The 14,579-nt window shown below is 69.1% G+C and carries 16 protein-coding genes; 9 read left to right on the forward strand and 7 right to left on the reverse strand.

Annotated elements, in window-relative coordinates; genetic code table 11:
* Positions 1-66 precede the first annotated feature (66 nt).
* A complete protein-coding gene (locus ACSC1W_RS03150; RefSeq protein WP_435345349.1) occupies positions 67-696 on the forward strand; it encodes a hypothetical protein in 630 nt (209 codons plus the stop codon).
* A gap of 9 nt (positions 697-705) precedes the next feature.
* Here ACSC1W_RS03150 and ACSC1W_RS03155 read toward each other — a convergent pair whose 3' ends face one another.
* Together ACSC1W_RS03155 and ACSC1W_RS03160 are read right to left on the reverse strand one after the other, a co-directional pair.
* Positions 706-1,365: an alpha/beta hydrolase gene (locus ACSC1W_RS03155; protein ID WP_435345351.1), complete on the reverse strand. Its 660-nt coding sequence runs from the start codon at positions 1,363-1,365 to the stop codon at positions 706-708.
* A gap of 5 nt (positions 1,366-1,370) precedes the next feature.
* Positions 1,371-2,324, reverse strand: coding sequence for a ring-cleaving dioxygenase (locus ACSC1W_RS03160; protein WP_435345353.1), 954 nt, complete (start codon positions 2,322-2,324; stop codon positions 1,371-1,373).
* A 112-nt stretch (positions 2,325-2,436) separates the two neighbouring features.
* On the opposite strand from ACSC1W_RS03160, the gene ACSC1W_RS03165 reads away from it, so the two are divergent.
* Positions 2,437-3,030, forward strand: coding sequence for a hypothetical protein (locus ACSC1W_RS03165; protein WP_435345355.1), 594 nt, complete (start codon positions 2,437-2,439; stop codon positions 3,028-3,030).
* A gap of 20 nt (positions 3,031-3,050) precedes the next feature.
* Here ACSC1W_RS03165 and ACSC1W_RS03170 read toward each other — a convergent pair whose 3' ends face one another.
* The 4 genes from ACSC1W_RS03170 to ACSC1W_RS03185 form a co-directional block, all read right to left on the reverse strand.
* Positions 3,051-4,277 (reverse strand): MFS transporter, encoded by a 1,227-nt coding sequence (locus tag ACSC1W_RS03170; protein ID WP_435345357.1) that lies wholly within the window; start codon positions 4,275-4,277, stop codon positions 3,051-3,053.
* A 210-nt stretch (positions 4,278-4,487) separates the two neighbouring features.
* Positions 4,488-4,673: a hypothetical protein gene (locus tag ACSC1W_RS03175; RefSeq protein ID WP_435345359.1), complete on the reverse strand. Its 186-nt coding sequence runs from the start codon at positions 4,671-4,673 to the stop codon at positions 4,488-4,490.
* Between the two features lie 226 nt (positions 4,674-4,899).
* Positions 4,900-6,504 carry an MBL fold metallo-hydrolase gene (locus ACSC1W_RS03180; RefSeq protein ID WP_435345361.1) on the reverse strand — a complete coding sequence of 535 codons (1,605 nt, stop codon included), beginning with the start codon at positions 6,502-6,504 and terminating at the stop codon, positions 4,900-4,902.
* Positions 6,505-6,675: 171 nt separating this feature from the next.
* Positions 6,676-7,515 (reverse strand): hypothetical protein, encoded by an 840-nt coding sequence (locus ACSC1W_RS03185; protein ID WP_435345363.1) that lies wholly within the window; start codon positions 7,513-7,515, stop codon positions 6,676-6,678.
* Between the two features lie 231 nt (positions 7,516-7,746).
* Between ACSC1W_RS03185 and ACSC1W_RS03190 the strand changes: the two genes are divergently transcribed.
* From ACSC1W_RS03190 to ACSC1W_RS03210, 5 genes are all read left to right on the forward strand, one after another.
* Complete coding sequence (locus tag ACSC1W_RS03190; protein ID WP_435345365.1) at positions 7,747-9,042, forward strand: ABC transporter substrate-binding protein; 1,296 nt, start codon at positions 7,747-7,749, stop codon at positions 9,040-9,042.
* A 3-nt stretch (positions 9,043-9,045) separates the two neighbouring features.
* On the forward strand, positions 9,046-9,960 hold the full coding sequence (locus tag ACSC1W_RS03195) for a branched-chain amino acid ABC transporter permease (protein ID WP_435345367.1): 915 nt from the start codon (positions 9,046-9,048) through the stop codon (positions 9,958-9,960).
* Positions 9,957-11,000: a branched-chain amino acid ABC transporter permease gene (locus ACSC1W_RS03200; RefSeq protein ID WP_435345369.1), complete on the forward strand. Its 1,044-nt coding sequence runs from the start codon at positions 9,957-9,959 to the stop codon at positions 10,998-11,000. Before ACSC1W_RS03195 ends, ACSC1W_RS03200 begins: the two co-directional genes overlap by 4 nt.
* The gene (locus ACSC1W_RS03205; protein ID WP_435345371.1) at positions 10,997-11,752 is read left to right on the forward strand and encodes an ABC transporter ATP-binding protein; all 756 of its coding nucleotides are present in this window, start codon (positions 10,997-10,999) and stop codon (positions 11,750-11,752) included. The genes ACSC1W_RS03200 and ACSC1W_RS03205 overlap by 4 nt, the downstream gene beginning before the upstream one ends.
* Before the next feature lie 85 nt (positions 11,753-11,837).
* Complete coding sequence (locus ACSC1W_RS03210) at positions 11,838-12,593, forward strand: ABC transporter ATP-binding protein (protein WP_435346001.1); 756 nt, start codon at positions 11,838-11,840, stop codon at positions 12,591-12,593.
* A 116-nt stretch (positions 12,594-12,709) separates the two neighbouring features.
* On the opposite strand, the gene ACSC1W_RS03215 is transcribed toward ACSC1W_RS03210, so the two are convergent.
* A complete protein-coding gene (locus ACSC1W_RS03215) occupies positions 12,710-13,681 on the reverse strand; it encodes an ornithine cyclodeaminase family protein (RefSeq protein ID WP_435345373.1) in 972 nt (323 codons plus the stop codon).
* Between the two features lie 181 nt (positions 13,682-13,862).
* Between ACSC1W_RS03215 and ACSC1W_RS03220 the strand changes: the two genes are divergently transcribed.
* Both ACSC1W_RS03220 and ACSC1W_RS03225 read left to right on the forward strand, forming a co-directional pair.
* The gene (locus tag ACSC1W_RS03220; protein WP_435345375.1) at positions 13,863-14,021 is read left to right on the forward strand and encodes a DUF7559 family protein; all 159 of its coding nucleotides are present in this window, start codon (positions 13,863-13,865) and stop codon (positions 14,019-14,021) included.
* The gene (locus ACSC1W_RS03225) at positions 14,018-14,560 is read left to right on the forward strand and encodes an Hsp20/alpha crystallin family protein (RefSeq protein WP_435345377.1); all 543 of its coding nucleotides are present in this window, start codon (positions 14,018-14,020) and stop codon (positions 14,558-14,560) included. Before ACSC1W_RS03220 ends, ACSC1W_RS03225 begins: the two co-directional genes overlap by 4 nt.
* Positions 14,561-14,579 lie beyond the last annotated feature (19 nt).

Below are 14,579 nucleotides of genomic sequence, written 5' to 3' on the forward strand. Positions count from 1 at the left end.
GGTCCGCCGGAGACGCTACGTCACTAGCATCGTGTTATTTAGGGGATACGTGTCTCTGTCGGGTCGATGCTCCTCGTGGTGCTCTTGCAAGGGCTGGTGCTACAGGGACTGCCACCCGAGGTGGCGGCAGCGATGGACGACGTGCTCGGGACGATCACCCCGACGAACGCGGCGATGTACGGCGCGGGCGGACTGTTCAGCGTCGCCGGCGTTCGCTGGCTGGTGAAGCGACGTGCCGGCGGGACGCTCGAATCGGCCGCGACCGGAACGACGGTGAACACCGGCGGTGGCACCGCCAGCAAGGGGATGGCGTCGACGACGACCACGACGACCACGCGCGCCAGCGGGTCGAAGCACAACGTCGCGTTCACGCTCCCGTCGTTCCTGCCCGTCTCGGACGGCATCCGCAACGTGACGCACCACGAGATCCACGCGGTCGAACTCGGCCTCGTCGTCGGACTGGCCTCGACGTGGCTCTACGTCGAGGGCCGGACCGAGGTGGTGACGGGCATCGTCGTCGCGTTCGTGGCCGGCAGTCTCGGCTACAGGCGCTACAGCAGCAAGGCGTTCAAGACCATCCGGTACGAGCCGTGGTACGCGCTGCTGGCGCTCGCTGCCGGGGGCGCGCTCGGATTCGGTCTGTTCGTGATGGAGCCGAGTCTCCTCTCGCTGGTGAACCTGCTGGCGCTGCCCTGACGCCGGGTCTCACTCCTCGGACGACGACCGTACCTGCGCGACGAGCGACGCGACCGCCGCGAACTCCTCGTCCGAGATGGCGTGTTCGAGGCCCTCGTAGATCCGCTCGGTCACGTCCCCGCCCAGCGCACGGAACGCGTCGGCCGTCTCGCGTACCCTGTCGAGGGAGACGTACCCGTCCGCGTCGCCACAGCCGACGAAGACCGGCGTGCCGTTGAGCGACCCCTCGACCGGTCGGCCCCTGTCCGACGGCCCGACGAACCCACCGCTGAGGACGACGACGGCCCCGAGGCGACGGGGCTCCCGGAGCAGGACCTCCGTGACGAGGCTCGCGCCCTGCGAGAAGCCGAACAGCACCGTCCTCTCGGGCGGTATCCCGGCGGCCTCGACCTGGTCGAGGGCGCGTTCGACGGCCCGGACCGCCGAGGAGAGGTGCGGTTCGTTGCGCTCGACCGGTGCCGTGGCGGCGTGGGGGAACCAGCGACTGCGGGACGCCTGCGGCGCGACGAAGGCGACGCCGTGACTGTACAGGGGTTCGGCGAGATTGACCACGCCGTCGGCCGTCGCACCGCGCCCGTGGAGGAGGACGACCGCGACTTCGGCGGCACCTCGCGGCGCCCCGGCCGTGACCAGCGGCTGGTCGCCGTGGGGGTCGGCGCCCTCGTCCATCGAACTCACTCCACCCCCGGCACCGCGAGGGGCGGCAACTGGCGCTCGACGAGGTCGCGGTCGTCCTCGAACCAGTCGGGGAGGACGAGCGATTCACCGAGGGAGTCGACCGGTTCGTCGACGGTCAGCCCCGGGTCCTCCGTCGCCAGTTCGAACAGGATGCCGCCCGGTTCGCGGACGTAGAGGGAGTGGAAGTAGTGCCGGTCGCGCACCCGCGAGACGTCGTAGTCCCGGTCCCGGAACAGGTCGTGCCACTCGTACAGTTGCGCCTCGCTCTCGACGCGGACGGCGACGTGGTGTATCGTCCCGATGCCCTCCCGGCCGTACTCCACGGGCCGGTCGAGCAGGTCGACGACCGTCGCCCGGTCCCCGGAGGCCCGGTAGCGAACCCGGGTCCCGTCGCCCTCGTCGTCCGCCTCCTCGGCGACGAGGTCGAACCCGAGGGTGTCGAGCGTGCTCGCGGTCGCGTAGGGGTTCGCCGACAGCGCCGTGACGCCGTGGAGGCCCCGGATAGCGTGCTCCTCGGGGACCGACCCGCCGGTCCACGGGTCGATCGCCTGGTCGCCGGTCACGAGTTCGACGCGGGTCCCTGCCGGGTCCTCGAACCGGAGGACCGTCTCGTCGAACCGCTCGACGGGACCGGCGATGGCGACGCCATGAGCGTCGAGTCGGTCGGTCCAGTAGGGGATGGAGTCGGGCGGGACGACGAACCCGACGGAACTGACCTGCGGTTTCCCCGGCCGCGACGGCACGTCGTTCGGGTACGGGAAGCAGGTCAGCACGGTCCCCGGAAGGCCGGCCCCGTTCCCGTAGTAGAGGTGGTACCGGAGCAGGTCCTCGTAGTTCACCGTCCGCTTGACGAGGCGGAGGCCGAGGACACCGGCGTACCAGTCCACGTTCTCCTGCGGGTCGCCGACGATGGCCGTCACGTGGTGGATACCGGGCGAGTCGGTGAGCATCTGTCGAGACGTACGTTGGTGCGGGGGATGAATGTACGTAGCGTCTGTCGACCGTGACCACGACCCACGGCCCCGTGACAGTTTTGCACCCGCCGGCGAAACGGCCGGTACCATGGAGCAGGTCCTCCGCGAGTACTGCGAGTTCGGCCCCGGGCGCGTCTACATGCTGGTCGCACTGGCCCGGTCGAAGGAGAACGACGACGTCGACGGTGACGCACCCTCGGCCATCAGGAAGGTCGTTCGCGACCCCGACGACGTCGCGCCGGCGGTCGAAGAACTCGACCACGCCGTCTCGCGGTTCGACGCGACGTTCCGGCTCTACCTGACGGCGAACGCACGCGATACCACGAGCGCGCTGTTCGCGCTCCGTCGCGACATGGACGACTGGCTGGCGGCCCGTCTCAACGGTTCCGAGGACGTGCTCCGGAAGTTCGGGCGCGTCGACAGCGAGTTCAGGTCGGTCCTCCAGTCCGACGGCTGTCGCGACGAGTCGAACTTCCTCTTCGACCTCGACGGCGCGACGGCGGCCGACGCGGACGCCCTCGCCGACGAACTCGCGGCGCACACGACCGTCCGACTGCGGCGGTCGACGCCGAACGGCTTCCACCTCGTCACCGACCCGTTCGACTACCACGCGCTCTCGACCGACGTCGAGTACGAACTGCAGACCGACGGGCTGGTGTTCGTCTCCTACCTCGGCGAGTGACCGACCGTCGGCCCGCCGCCTCAGTCCTGGGGCGAGTCGGCTACCCGAGGATTGAGCGTCCCCGTGTGGCTGTAGATACCGACGAGGAGGACCAGGCCGGCCGCGAGCGGAATCAGCGCACAGGCGGCGTACACCGGGGGGAACCCGAGCACGTCGACCGCGGGGAGCGCGACGATGGGGCCGAGGCCGCCGCCGACGTCGCCAAGCACGTTGTTCGTCCCCGTTGCCCGTCCCATCCGGTCGGCGGGGGTGAGGTCCGCGAGCAGGGCCAGCAACGGGCCGCCGACGCCGCCCTGGCCCGCACCGATGAGCAGACAACTGGCGAGCAGGTGCAGCGGCGTCTCCGCGACCGAGAGCACGAGGAAGCCGACGCAGGCGGTCACGAGGAACGCGAGCACGATGGGGATTCGAGCGCCGAGTGCGTCGCTCAGGCTGCCGCCGAGGAACATGAACACGGACCCCGAGAGGACCGTCGCCGCCATCAGGAACCCGGAGGTCCCCTGGGCGGTGTAGCCGAAGACGGTCATCGAGTGGGCGTCGAGGAAGACGACGAGCGTGGCGAACAGGACGCCGACGTAGGAGAAGTACAGCCCGAAGTTCACGAACCCGGCTGTCAGCGCCGGGACGCTGCGGTCGATGGCCCACGGCTTCACCGACGACCGCGTCTCGCTCGTGTGCGTCTCGGGGACGATGAAGTACGCGAGCAGACTGGCGACCAGGGCGAACACCGCGGCGACGGAGAACGCGACCGGGATGCTGTAGAGGTCGCTGAGGACGCCGCCGAGGACGAGGCCCGCCGGGAAGCCGAACGTGATGCCCGCCCGGACCAGGCCCATGCTGGTGCCCCTCGACGCGGCCTCGCTCACGTCGGCCGTTATCGTGTACGCCGTCGCGAACACGAGCGCGCTGCCGAAGCCCCAGGCGATACGGGCGAGCAGGAACCAGACCTCCGGGAGCGCCGACGAGATGGCGACGTTGTAGCCGAGCGTCGCCACTCCCTCGATGCCCAGACCGGCGATGAACGGTCTCCGGGTCCCGATGCGGTCGACGAGCGCGCCGGACGGCGCGTTGGCGAACAGTCTGACGAAGCGGTTCGCGCTCAGGATGAGGCCGACCATGAACGAGGAGATGCCGAGCACCGCCCCGAGGTTCGGGAGGATGGGGAAGACGACGCCGCCACCGAACCCGACGAAGAAGGTACACGCGATGACGGCCCAGACGACCGTTCGCGGTCGAGACGCCTCCATCTACGGGACGCCTCCGGACGGTCTCAGCACGGTGCGACCCGGGTCGAGTCCGCGAGACGCGACGCTCGCGTCCCCTGCAGTCGTCCGTCGATGCCGTCGTTCATACCTCGTACGTTGCCCGGGAGGCACTACTGACCATCGGTTACGGGCGGCGGGCGACGGTCCTGAGGGCTCCTCGTCGCCAGCACACGTCGCGCCTTCGAGCGCCGTTCACTCCAGCACGTGCAACCCGAGGATGCCGGCGGCTGTCGACAGCGTCGCACCCAGCGCTGCGTTCCCGGCGCGAAAGAGCAGTGACCCGTCGACCCACAGGAACGCGAGCGCGCCGAAGACCCCCGCCACGGCCAGCACTCCGGCCAGCCGAGCGTCTGCGGACCCGTTCTCGGTGTCGCTCATGGGCACGCCGAGGCCGGGGACTCCCAAAAGGGCCGACGACGATTTTCCGACCCGGAAACAGTGCGGTCGCCGACGACGGGGTGATGGCGAGAGACGAGACGATGGTGTGAGATGCCCGGCTAGCGCGGCCGCTCGGCGGTCGAGTCCACGGAGAATCCCTCTTACTACGACCCCTTGTCGCGAGAAGCACTTAAAGGACGGTCGGCGTTCCGACGTCGGGGCGGTGTCAGCCGTCGCCGTCGAGTCGAACCGTCACCTCGTCCCCGTGTCCGAGGTGGGCGAGCGTCTCGCCGCCGTCGAGCACCCACAGGAACCGGTCGCCGTCGCCTGCGTCGACGACGCGAACGTCGACGGCCCCGCCGGCGTCGTTCGCCCCGAGTCTCGCCTCGAGTCGGCCGAGCCGGTCCTCGACGTCGGCGAGTGCCGCCGACCCCGACTCGTCGGAATCCGCGTCCGCGTCCGGTCCGTGGCACGCCGTCGGCGACGGCCGGCAGAACCGGTCCGATAGCGCCGAGACGTCGAGTCCCTCGGCCTCCAGGTCGACGCCGGCCCGTTCGACGGCGGGGAGCGACTCCCCGGTGTCGGTTAGCACGCCGAGTTGCCCGCCGTTCCCGTACTGTCTGCTCCGGAGTCGACGGGCGACGCGGTCGTTCACCCACGGCGGTTTCGTCCACCGGCCGTCGTCGTAGATGGTGTACTCGTCAGCGTCGGTGGTCGCCCAGACGAAGCTATCGTATCGGTCCTTGTACCGCGAGAGGCCCGTCCCCGTCTGGTGGGTGACGACCACCTGGTTCGGCGCGAGGTCCTCGACGAGGCCGTCGACGGTCTCCTCCGTGGGGTGATTGCTGTACTGGAAGCGGTCCACTGTGCACCGGGCCGACTCCACCGGGGAGGCGGGCCCGCTGGTCACCTGGACGAGCGTCGCGCCGGGGTCGTCGCGGATCTGGCCGTAGAGTCGGCGCGCGCTCCCCTCGACCGGGACCTCCGGGCCGGCGACGGTCACCGTGCCGGGCCCGACGTACCTGTCCGGGTCGCCGAACCGCGGCACCGACGTCACTGCCGGGTGGTCGTAGCCGAGGGTGTCGTAGAGTTTCGCGGCGTGACCGACGATGGAGACGGACGGAACCTCGACGCCCGCCGTCTCGAGGCTGGCGATGAGGTAGGCGAGGTGGACCCCCACCAGACCGCTGGCCGTGACGAGGACGGACGACCCCGCCCGGGCACGCTCGACGATGGTCGAGACGGCGTCGGTGAGTTCGGCGCTGAACCCGTCCCGGGTCGCGCCGGTGAGGACGAGGGCCTCGGGCGAGAGCGTCGTCGGGAGGCCGGGAAAGCCCGCAACCCGGCGCCGGGTCCAGTCGCCGGTCGCCAGCATCGTGTGTGGGTCACCGCCGTCGTCGAACCGGAACAGGAACCCGGCCGCACCCGGGGCGTGCCCGGCGGGGACCGGCCGTACCTCGACGTCGCCCAGCACCGTCGTCCAGTCGGTGACCGGCGTGAGCGCGTCGAGCACGTCGTCGACGTTCGTCACGTCGTAGTTCGACGTCGCCTCGGTGAGCACGTCGTCGAGGATGGCGGCGGTCGGTTCGGCCGCGTAGATGGGCGCCCCGTCGCGGACGCTCTCGCCGAGCGTCTCGTAGTGGTCGAGGTGGGCGTGCGTCAGGACGATTGCTGTGAGGTACTCGTCGTCCCGGAGGAGGGCGTCGAGGTCGACTCCGGTTCCGGAATCGACGAGGACGCACGCGGACTGGCCGGTCACCCCGCCCGTGAACCGGACCAGAACGGACTCGTTCCCCGAGTGCGGGTTCGCGTGCTGGAAACTAACTTGCATCCGAACAGAGATACATCTACAGCGAGGGTTGTAAGTAATTACATCCTAAAACGTCCTTAGACCGGGCGTAGACGTGTCACTGAAGGGACGTGATGTCGTCGGGGTTCCGGAGCCGTGGCCCCCTGCCGTGGGCGGTCGAGACCGGACGCACCTGATGCCAGGCAACCGGTGTCAGACCTCGGCCCCGAGCACGTCCCCGGCCCACTGTTCCGGGACGACCAGCAGTTGCCTGCGTTCGGCGAGCTCGCCGCTCGACGCGAACACGAGTTCGGTACCGCTGGTGACGGGGGTGCCGCCACCGGCGACCTCGTCCCAGTGGTCCAGCACGACGTCCGGGACCGAGAGCATCCGGTCGTCGTCGACGTCGCTGCTCCCGACGTAGCGCACGTCCCCGGCCTCGTCGAGTGGGTTGTACAGCTGGGAGACGAGGACGGCGTCGTCCGTCTCGCGGACGCCCCAGAACGCCTCGGCGCCGGGCGCGAGGAACTCGCGGTCGAAGGCGTGCTGGGGGACCGGGACCTCGTTGGCGTGCTCGTCGAAGGCCGCCTCGCCGAGTCGTTCGTGGCCGGGTTCTGTCTCGCCCGCCTCCTCGACGTCGGCCTCGCCCGCCTCCTCGACGTCGGTCGCGCTCACGTCCTCGCCGGTCGCGACCGCTTCGGCGTCGGCCTCGCTGGCAGCCTCCGAACCGACGGCTTCGATCTCGACGGGCGTCCCGCCAGTCTCCGCTCTCTGTTCGCCGTCGATCGACTGGCGCTGGGTGGCGGCGAAACGCAAGAGGACGGCTCCGAGGAAGAGTCGACCGAGGCCGCGGACGTGCTCGCCACGGCGGAACGACCGGAGTCCAGAGAGGACGCTCACGAGTCCGCCGACGGTCGCGAGCGCACCGGACCCGGCGGCACGCCGGACGGAACCGAACGCCTTCGAGACGAAGCCACGGCCGCCAGCGCCCCCTTCGACCGCGTCGACGGCCGACTCCGGACCGGAATTCGCATCGGCATCTGGGTGGGTCATGTGTCTCACTGCTTCGGTCCCGACGTGCAAATTCGTGGGGGCGGCGACTGCAGGGACGGCGCTCGCGTCGACCGCTGGCCTGCCCGGGCGCGACGTTCCCGACCGGTGTCACCACCCCACCGAACCGGTTTTTATACCGACACGTCTATTCGAGAACGTATCACGGCGTGGAGGGACCCGACCATGGTCGGCCCGTGGTATTTATGCCGGTGACCAGAGTGACCTAACGACATGGTGCGAAATAGCAAGGGGACGGTATCGCGGAGAGCGTATCTGAAACTCACCGGTGCGGGTGGGCTGGCGGCGACCGCTGGCTGTCTCGGACTCGGTGGTGGCGGTGGTGGTGGCACCATCACGTTCGGTCAGCCGGCGGCGCTGACCGGCCAGTGGGACTTCCTGCAACCCGGCGTCTCGAAGGCGACCGACGTCGCACTGCAGACCATCAACGACGCCGGCGGTCCACTCGGCCGGGAACTCGAGGTACAGCGGCGCGACACTGCAGTCAGTCCACAGGAGGCACGGACGGTCGTCACGCAACTGACGGAGAACGACGACGCCGTCGCGCTGCTGGGCCTGTTCTCCAGCGAACTCGAACCGCTGTACGAATTCCTGCAGGAGCAGGAGACGCCCGTCGTCACGCCGTGGCCGGGGTCGAACTTCCTCGACACCCGTGGCGGAGACAACGGCACGCCGGAGGACCTCAGCGACGACGGCTGGATCTGGCGGACCGTCATCAGCGACACCGTCCACACGGCCGGTGCGGCGCTCCGTGCGCTCGACCAGGGCCACGACACGGTCGGCATCATCAACGGGACCACGTCCGGTGCCCGGAGCTGGGTGAACGGCTTCAGGAACGCGTACGAGGCCAACGGCGGTACCGTCGCCACGCAGGTCGAGGTGAGCCAGGGCGCGTCGAGCTACCAGTCCGCGCTCGACCGCCTGTTCAACGAGGACTTCAGCGCGTTCGCGGTGAGTCTCCCGCTGGAGGACGCCATCACCCTGCTGACCGACTGGTCGGACGGCGGGTACGGCCGACAGCCCATCCTCTCGGACCCGCTGGCACAGAACGAACTCGCGACCCAGGTCGGGAGCGACCTGAACGGCGCGTGGGCGGCCAGCCCCGGCGAGTCCGGACCGAACTACGCGACGTTCGAGGAGGCCTACCAGAGCGGTGAGGGCGACGCGGAGATCAACGCGTGGACCCCGCCCGCGTGGGACGCCATCCAGGTAACCGCACTCGCCGTCGAACGCGCCGGCGAGGCGACCACGGAGGCCATCGAACGGAACCTCGGACCGGTGTCGCGCGGTCCCGGCACCGAGGTCGCGACGTTCGCCGAGGGTAAGGAGGCGCTCGAGAACGGCGACGAGATAAAGTACATGGGCGCCGCGACGCCCGTGACCTTCACCAACTTCGGGAACGTCGTCGGGTCCGTCGTCATCAACGAGGTACAGGGCGGCGAGTACACCCAGGTGGAGACCATCCCCGCGGAGGACCTCCGCGAGTTCGTTCCGGAGGGCGAGTACTAGGCGATGGGACTGGCACAGAACCTCATCTTCGGGCTGGTCACGGGCTCGTACATCGCCATCGCGGCCATCGGGTTCACGCTCATCTACGGCATCGTGAACATGATAAACTTCGCGTACGGCGAGTACCTCACCATCGGCGCGTTCGTCGGCATCCTCGCTGCGGGGGCACTCCCGCTCCCGTTGCCGGTGGCCGTCGTCGTCGCGATGGTCGGCGGCGGCGTCGCCAGCCTCGTGCTCGCGAAGGTGTTCTTCACCCCCATCAACCACACCGGTCCGGTGCCGATGCTGCTCACGTCCATCGGTCTCGGACTCATCCTGCGGAACGCCATCCGCCTCGCGGCGGGCCGGGGCGCGAGGTACTACGATACGGAGACGGCGACGTACCAGTTCCGCGGCCTGCCCGACCTGAGCGTCGGGTCCGTGGACGTGCTGGGCGACTTCTTCGTCACGTCCCAGCACCTCGTCGTCGTCGGCAGTGCCGTCGCCGTGTTCGTCGTGTTGCACACGTTGTTGACGCGAACCGACGTCGGCATCGCGATGCGGGCGATGGGCGACGACGAGGACCTCGCACGCGTCCGCGGCATCGACACCCAGATGATACGGAACAGCGTCTGGGTGCTCGCGGGCGTGCTCGCGGGACTCTCGGGCGTGCTCATCGGTATCCAGACGAACGTCAGCGTCACGACGGGGTTCAGTCACATCCTCCAGATACTTGCTGCCGCCATCCTCGGCGGGGCGGGGAGTCCCTACGGCGCCATCGCCGGCGCGTACGTCATCGGCATCGTCCTCGCGCTGTCGACGGCGTTCCTCCCCACGGGGATGACGGGCATCTCGTCGGCGGTGGCCTTCCTCATCCTGGTCGTCGTGTTGCTCGTGAAGCCGAGCGGTATCGCCGGGAAGGAGGTGCGTGAGGCGTGAGCGTCGCCGACCGGTTGCCGGAGCGGACCTCGGACCGCGCCGTGTTGCTCGGCGTCGTCGCCATCGTCGTGGCGCTCGTCATCGCGGTGTCGCCCATCTCCGTGATGATTCCCGGGAGCACCTACGTGTTCCTCGAGGTGGGCATCGTCTTCGTGCTCTACGGCATCCTCGTGCTGGGACTGGACCTCCAGTACGGCCACACCGGCCTCGTCAACTTCGGGCACGTCGTGTTCTTCGCGGTCGGTGCCTACACCGTCGCGATGCTGTCCGCGGTCGACTCCTTCGAGGGCATCAGCCTCGGCTACCCGTGGCCGTTCGCGCTCGTCGCGGGCGTCGTCACCGCGGGGATACTGGGTGCCATCGTCGGCGCCACGTCGCTCCGTCTGCGCGACGACTTCCTCGCCATCGCGACGCTCGCCACCGCCGAGATATTCCACACGTTGTTCAGCAACTTCACGGACGTCTTCGGCGGGACCACGGGTATCTTCGGCGTGCCACAACCGCTGAGCGACCTCGCCGGAAGCCGCGACGCGACGCTCCTCGTGACGCTCGTGCTGTTCGGCGGCCTCACCGCCATCACGCTGGCCGTCGTCGCCCGGTTGACGGAGGCACCGTACGGCCGGGTGTTGCGCGCCATCCGGGCGGACGAACTGGTGACCCGGTCGGTCGGGAAGTCCACGTTCGTCTACAAGATGCAGGTGTTCGTCTACGGCGCCGCCCTCGCGGGCTTCGCGGGTGGCCTGTTCGCACTGTACAACGGCGCCATCTCGCCGGAGTACTTCGGACTCCAGGTGACGGTGACCATCTGGATCGGGATGTTGCTCGGCGGCGCGGCGAACCACCGGGCGGTGCTCGGCGGCCTCGCCATCATCATGGGCATGCGGTTGCTCTCCCGGTTCGCCCTCGAGGTGACGCCGGTCAGTGCCGGCGACTTCGCGTCGATACGACTCATCGTCATCGGACTCGTCCTCGTGCTGGTCATCCGGTACCGGCCGGCGGGCATCTGGGGCGACGAACAGGAACTGGGGGTCGACTCGTGAGTCTCCTCGACGTCGACGATCTCGTGAAGGACTTCGGCGGCCTGCGCGCCATCGACGGCCTCTCGGTGACCGTCGACGAGGGCGAACTGGTCGGCGTGATGGGACCGAACGGCGCCGGCAAGTCCACGTTCTTCAACTGCGTCAGCGGCGTCGTGACGCCGGACGAGGGTACCGTCGTCTTCGACGGCGAGGACGTCACCGGCAAGCAGCCCGAGGAGATCGCCCGCGACGGTATGGTCCGGACGTTCCAGCACACCCGCCAGCTGGACACGATGACGGTTCGGGAGAACGTGCGCCTCGCCGCCCCCGGTCAGCCCGGGGAACGGACGCTTTCGGCGCTGTTCCGCACCGACGAGATGCAGGCGACGGAACGGGAGGTGACCGAACGCGCCGACGAACTCGTCGAGGCGTTCGAACTCGACCACCTCGCCGACGAGTACGCCAGCAACCTCTCGGGCGGCCAGCGCAAACTGCTGGAACTGGCGCGCGTGCTGATGCTCGACCCCGACCTGCTCCTGCTCGACGAACCGTTCGCCGGCGTCAACCCGACGCTCACGAACGAGATCGCAGACCGCATCCGGGACCTGAACGACGACGGGATGACCGTGGTCGTCATCGAGCACGAACTCGAGACGCTGACGGACCTCGTCGACCGCCTCGTCGTGCTCCAGCAGGGGCGACTGCTCGTCGAGGGCGAACCGGAAGCGGTGTTGAACGACGAACGCGTCATCGACGCCTACCTCGGAGGATGACCATGGACGAACCTACGACGCTCTCCGACGACTCGGACGCCAGTCGCGACGTGCGGCCCGACGAGAGTACGACGACGGTGGTGGTATCGTGAGCGAACAGGCCCAGGCGACGCCCTCCGGGACGGACGCGCCCGGCGACCACCTGCTGGACGTGTCGAACCTCGACGCGGGCTACGGCGACCTGCAGGTGCTGACCGACGTGAACATCCACGTCGACGCGGGCGAGTACGTCACCATCGTCGGCCCGAACGGCGCCGGCAAGTCGACGGCGATGAAGTCGGTCTTCGGCCTCGCGGACCGCCTCGGCGGGACCATCACGTTCGACGGCATGGACATCACCGACCTCGACCCGGAGGACGTCATCCACGTCGGGATGAGCTACGTGCCACAGACCGAGAACGTGTTCCCCTCGCTCACGGTCGAGGAGAACCTGCGACTCGGCGCGTACATCCTCGACGACGTGCCCGCCGAGCGCAAGCAGGCCGTCTTCGACCGGTTCCCGGTCCTGGAGGAGCGCCTCGACCAGAACGCGGGCACGCTCTCGGGCGGCCAGCAGCAGATGCTCGCGATGGGGTGTGCACTGATGCTCGACCCCGACCTGCTGTTGCTCGACGAACCGTCGGCGGGGCTGTCTCCCGACCTCGTCGACGAGATGTTCGACCGCGTGGACGACGTGAACGACGCCGGCACGTCAGTCCTGATGGTCGAGCAGAACGCCAAGGAGGCGCTCCGGCGCTGTGACCGCGGCTACGTCCTCGCACAGGGCGAGAACCGCTACGAGGGCCGGGGCGACGAACTCCTCGACGACGACGAGGTCCGCCGGCAGTTCCTCGGCGGGTGAGGCGGCCTCCCGGGACCCCTCGACTTTTTTGGACCACCTGGGAGTACCCCGGCCGACTGCCCACTCCACGGAGGTGACTCTTCGACCTCGTGGTGCGCGAGCGAACCGCCACCAGTTCAGAACGATTGCTCGGTGCCGAGTCCCGCCTCCGTCGCGGCGTCGTACATCTCGGCGGCCGTCGCCGCGTCGAGGACGGCCGTCCCGACGCTCTCGACGACGAGTATCTCCGCGTCCGACTCGCGACCGACCTCGCCCTCGAACACGGACGAGAGCGGGACGAGGTCGTCCTCGGTCAGGTCGGTGGCGAGCAGGTCGCCGATACCGGCCACCTCCCCGGGAACGTCTGCGAACACGCGGTCCGCCCGGGCGAACACTGCCGATTCGAGTTCCTGCATCTCCTCGTTGTACGCGCCGACGGCGACCACCAGCGTGCCCGGCGAGAGCGCGTCGGCCGGGAACACCGGGTCCGCGCTGGTGGTCGCCGTCACGACGACGTTCGCGCCGGTCACCGCGTCTGCCGGGGTCTCGACGGCCGACGCGTCGATGCCGTACTCGCGGAGGTCGGCCGCACAGTCCAGTTTCGAGTCGCTCCGCGAGTAGACGCGCACCGACTCGACGTCGGTGAGCGCCGCGATGGCGCGGGTCTGCCAGCGCGCCTGTGCGCCGGCGCCGATTACGCCGACGGTGACCGGTCGGGTCGCCAGGTCGCGCGCCGCGAGGCCGCCGATGCACCCCGTCCGAGCGTTCGTGATGCGCCCGCCGTTCATGAACGACACTGGCTGGCCGGTCCTCGCGTCAGCGAGGACGACCTGCGCGTGGATGGTCGGCAGGCCGCGCTCCGGGTTGTCGCCGTGGACGCCGACCAGTTTCGTCGCGAAGTACGGGTCGCCGTGGACGTACGCCGGCATCGCCAGCCCCGTCCCGAGGGGATCCGGGCCATCCAGTCCGGTGCCGACCGGGTAGTGCGGGCGCTCGGGGCGCTCGACCTCCCCTCGGCCCTGCTTCACGAGCGCGTGCTCGACCACCGGCGCGAGCGATTCGAGGTCCACAAGGTCTGCGACGTCCGCGTCCGAGAGTACCAGTACCATGTACTGGGCGACAGGGTCCTGCGGGTTAGGTGTTGCTCCGGGCAGGCGAGTGCCACCGGCGTCGTCGCCCGATAGCCACGTTCCCGAAGGGTCGTGGCACAACCGGTGCTTCGAATCCTGGTCGCAGTTTCCCCCGTTCACCTCCGAAAACTGTTTTCCCTTGACGACCCAACTGCGGTGTATGCCCGCGACGATGGAGGTCAGGTGTACGGACGGGGACTGTGAACTCGACATGTTCGAACTGCACTACACCTACGACATGCCCGACGACGTCACCGTCGGGGAGTTCACCTGTCCGTACTGCCGTCAGACGGACTGTCTGGAGGAGATCGTCGTATGACCATCCGAGAGTTCGGACGCTCGGTCAGCAACTCGGTGTTGCGACAGATCGGGCGCGCGTCGTCGCAGGTCCAGGAGAGCAGACCGCTCCCGAGTGACCTGCTGGAGAGCGACGACGCCTACCTCGCCGTGTTCGACGCGCCGGGTGCGACCCAGAGCGACGTGCAGGTCCGGTACGACGACGGGATGGTGAAGGTCCGCATCGACCGGTTCCGCGAGTTCTACGAGGACTTCGACATGCGTCTCCCCGGTCGGGGGATGGCGCTCGACGGCCACGTCGAACTGCCCCGGGACGCGCTGGTCGACGCGGAGTCGGCGACGGCGACGCTCCGGAAGAACGGGACCCTGGAGATTCGCGTGCCGAAACGCGTCGACGAGTCGAGCGAGGACGCCGGGCGCGAGACCGACACCGTGACCATCGCCGAACCCGACGACGACTCGGCGTCGGAGTACGAGGGTGACGAGGAGGTCGGCTCCGACTACGAGGTCTCCGCGGAGACCGAGGACCCGACCGACGCGGACGCGGTCGACGAGTCCTGACCGACGGGGCTCCCCCGCA

The sequence above is a fragment of the Haloarchaeobius marinus genome, from assembly GCF_051207415.1.
Lineage (GTDB): Archaea > Halobacteriota > Halobacteria > Halobacteriales > Natrialbaceae > Haloarchaeobius.